4 protein-coding genes are annotated in these 3,831 nt (G+C 37.8%); all 4 read left to right on the top strand.

The window, feature by feature from the left end; all coding sequences use genetic code 11:
• A partial coding sequence (locus Q1553_RS07765) for a hypothetical protein (protein ID WP_300842889.1) occupies nt 1–258 on the top strand: 258 nt, incomplete at its 5' end.
• A 9-nt stretch (nt 259–267) separates the two neighbouring features.
• The gene (locus Q1553_RS07760) at nt 268–1,146 is read left to right on the top strand and encodes an ABC transporter permease subunit (protein WP_115552004.1); all 879 of its coding nucleotides are present in this window, start codon (nt 268–270) and stop codon (nt 1,144–1,146) included.
• Nucleotides 1,136–1,870: a phosphate ABC transporter ATP-binding protein gene (locus tag Q1553_RS07755; RefSeq protein WP_115552005.1), complete on the top strand. Its 735-nt coding sequence runs from the start codon at nt 1,136–1,138 to the stop codon at nt 1,868–1,870. The genes Q1553_RS07760 and Q1553_RS07755 overlap by 11 nt, the downstream gene beginning before the upstream one ends.
• A gap of 124 nt (nt 1,871–1,994) precedes the next feature.
• On the top strand, nt 1,995–3,831 hold a 1,837-nt coding region (locus Q1553_RS07750), incomplete at its 3' end, for a methyl-accepting chemotaxis protein (RefSeq protein ID WP_300842888.1).

Raw genomic sequence — 3,831 nt, 5'->3', positions numbered from 1 at the left:
GCATTTTTACTAGGCTTTGGAAGAGCCTTTGGTGATACAATGATTGCGCTAATGCTTTCCTCTAATGCCTTGAATTTTGCCACTTCACTTTTTGACCCTTTGCGTGTTTTGAGTGCGCATATCGCACTTATCACCGCGAATGAGAGTATCGGGGAGGCGTATAATGCACTTTTTGTTTCTGGATTTTTGCTGATTGTTTCCAATGCACTTTTAGCCCTTTTTGCACGTGGCATTTTGCATAAATCCAACTCACTTTAGGATTCTACAATGAAACGTAAAATCGCAAATGTCTTTTATCTCTTAAGTCTCTTGAGTTCTACTTGCGTTGTCTTGGTTGTTTGCTCTCTTTTGCTTTGGGTATTTTGGCGTGGAATCTCTGTGTTAGATTTACAACTCTTTTTTGGCAATACCGCACCTCTTAGTGCAATTTTGGGTAAAGCAGCAGTGTTTAATGGAATCTTTCCTGCAATTCTTGGGACTTTATGGCTTGTGATTTTAAGCCTCTTATTTGCGATTATTCCTGGAATTGGCTGTGGAATCTATCTTGCCTATTATGCCAATGCTTTTGAAAAGTGGTTTTTAAACACAATGGTAGATATTCTTGCAGGGATTCCATCGGTGATTATGGGGCTATTTGGATTCTTAAGCATTTTGTGGCTTAAAAATCACTTGCTACCAGAGGCAAACAGCTGCCTACTCCTTGCAGCTTGTTGTCTTGCTTTGCTTGTTTTGCCTACACTCATTGCTACAACCAAAGAAGCCCTTTTATCTGTGCCGCAAGACTTAATGCTCAATGCTTTGGGCTTAGGTTTGCCTAAAGGCAAGATTCTGTGGTATTTTTTGCTCCCTGAAGCAAGAAATGGAATCCTAAGCGGTGCAATCTTAGCACTTGGTAGAGTAGCAGAAGACACCGCTGTGGTGATGTTTGTCGGTGCAGTGGCAAATGCAGGATTGCCCAATGGGCTTTTAGGCAAATTTGAATCCTTGTCGTTTTATATCTATTACAACTCCCAAAACTATCAGACACAAGGAGAGCTACAAAACGCAATGGGAGCAAGCCTAGTGCTACTTTTCCTATGCGGATTTTTGTTGCTTCTAGGTGGAATCTTAAAAGGAATTGCAAAAAGGAACTCTAATGATTCTTGAAATGAAAAATTTAGGTGTGCGCTTTGGGGAGAAGCAGATTTTCTCTAACCTCAACTTGCAAATCAAACCTTATGGAATTTTTACGCTTTTAGGTGCTTCAGGTTGTGGTAAAAGCACTTTTTTACGCTGCATTAATCGGCTTTGTGAAGAAATGGGTGGGGAGATTATGGGCGAAATTTTACTAGATTTGGATTCTACTTCTATGCAAAACATTCAGAGGATTCCACTAGAGATTTTGCGCAAAAATGTCGGTATGCTTTTTCAAACACCCCAACCTTTTAATCTAAGTATTGAAAAAAACTTGAGTTTGCCCCTCTCCTTATTGACAAACCTAGATAAACACGCAATTCAAGCTAAGATTTGCGAATCTTTGCAACAAGTAGGTCTTTGGAATAATCTGAAAAATCGTTTGCGAGAAAATGCTTTGCGACTTTCTGGGGGTGAACAACAAAGACTACTTTTAGCTAGAGTCCTAAGCCTAGAGCCAAAAATCTTGCTTTTAGATGAACCCACAAGTGCGCTAGATTTATATTCCCAAAATATCATTGAAGAATTATTGATTGAAATTGCTCACACGCATACCTTAATAATGGTTTCACATAATATTGACCAAGCATTAAGAATCGCGGATTCTCTAGCGGTAATGCAAACACAAAAAGGAAATAGCAACTTCTTAAAAGTTCCCAAAGATAAAGCAGCACTAGAAACTGCTTTGAAAATATAAAATTATTTAGAAAATGGTATAGAAACAAAAATTTTTGAACTTTATTAAATTTTTAAAATATTTTTGGCATAATTCCAATCTTTCAAAAAACTTAAATATTCAATTCTAAAAGGAGGTTAGGTATATGGATTTTTTCAGAAACCTTAAACTGCAAACTAAGCTTAATAGCGTAATTGCCATAATTTTTATTGTTGGTATCATTATTTTAAGTTTAATTGTTACAAATCGCGTCAGTGAAAATATGCAACGCAATGCAAAAGACATTGTTGAGAAGTCCTCTCAAAGTTATGCCGACCATATCAAGGGAATTTCAGAAGAATTAATTACCATCACGCGGGGGAGTTCCTCAATCCTCAATCACATTTTTGAAACTGCAGAAATTAGAGATTTAAGCTTTCAGAGGATTTATAATGTTGTAGAGGGAGTTTTTGATAGTTCCTCTAATGCAAATTATGGATTTCTCTATCTCAAAAACGCCCCTGCTCACTTCAGAGAGAATCCTTTACACATTACTCCAAGTGGTGAGTTTTTTATGATGCTTTATGACGAAGACACTTCCAAAAAGGGGGGGATTACCTCTAAGCAAGCAAGAGACACTTTCCCACAACTCGCAAGTATTCAAGATGCATTACGAGAGGGTAAATATGGTAGCAATCGGGTATTTTTTGGTAAAACAAGAAAATTCCAAATCGGCGAAGATGATTTTATTGGAACAGGGCTAGTTATGCCCCTATTTGATAGTAGAAAACAAATTATAGGTGCAATAGGCTTTATCTTCAATTTTGAAACAATAGCAGCATATCTAAATGACCCAGACCAAAGCGTATTTGAACAAGATATAAGACTACTCCTAGATAATGATGGGTTAATTATTTCATCTCCGGATTCCAATCAACTCTTAAAACAAATTCAAGATGTGAATCCTACTCCCGGTGCGCAAAGCCTCATTAACGCAATCAAGGATCATCAAGATGGCATCTACGACTACACAGACACTCACGGCAATTCCAGCTTTGCAAGTTTAGAAAACTTCTCCGTTGCAGATAATGAAGCAAGTTTTGCCGTAGTAACAACCGCACCCAAAAATTCCGTATTAGCCCCTCTTTATCATTTGCAATACACGATTGGCATCGCTTCATTAATCTTTATTGTTGTAGCAATGGGATTAATCTATTGGTATATTAAAGTCAATTTGGGGAATCGTCTGCCTATGTTGGTAAAAACTCTTGTTGCTTTCTTCCGATTCATCAACCACGAAAGCAAGGAGACTCAATTCATCAAAATCAATGCGAATGATGAGTTAGGAATTATGGGCAAACTTATCAATGACAACATTAAGAGAACACAAGATTCTTTAAGAATTGACGAAGAAGCAATTGAGCAATCTGCTCAAACCGCTAAAGCCATTGAAAATGGAGATTTAACGGCAAGAATCGTCAAGCAACCTGCCAATCCGCAATTAGTAGAGCTTAAAAATGTGCTAAATAATATGTTAGATGTTTTACAAAACAAAGTGGGAAGTGATATGAATGAAATCCATCGTGTCTTTGAATCCTATAAAACCCTTGATTTTACAACAGAAGTAAAAGATGCAAAAGGTAGTGTAGAAATCACAACAAATACTTTAGGAGAGGAAATCCGCCAAATGCTAACGGCTAGTGCAGGGTTCGCACAAAATCTCTCTGCACAATCTTCCGAGCTAGAGAAATTTATGACCAGACTAACCGAAGGCTCACAAACTCAAGCAAGCTCTCTCCAACAATCTGCTGCAGCCGTAGAAGAGATTAACCAATCTATGGAAAATGTTAGCAACAAGACAAGTGATGCAACAAGACAAGCTGAAGATATTAAAGGAATCGTAGGCGTGATTAAAGACATTGCAGACCAAACCAATCTTTTAGCCCTTAATGCAGCCATTGAAGCAGCAAGAGCAGGAGAACACGGAAGAGGATTTGCTGTTG

Origin of the sequence: Helicobacter sp. UBA3407 (assembly GCF_949747025.1) — a bacterium.
Taxonomy (GTDB): Bacteria; Campylobacterota; Campylobacteria; order Campylobacterales; family Helicobacteraceae; genus Helicobacter_D; species Helicobacter_D ganmani.
Note: the sequence above shows the minus strand (reverse complement) of the source record. Positions and strands in the feature narration are given on the sequence as shown.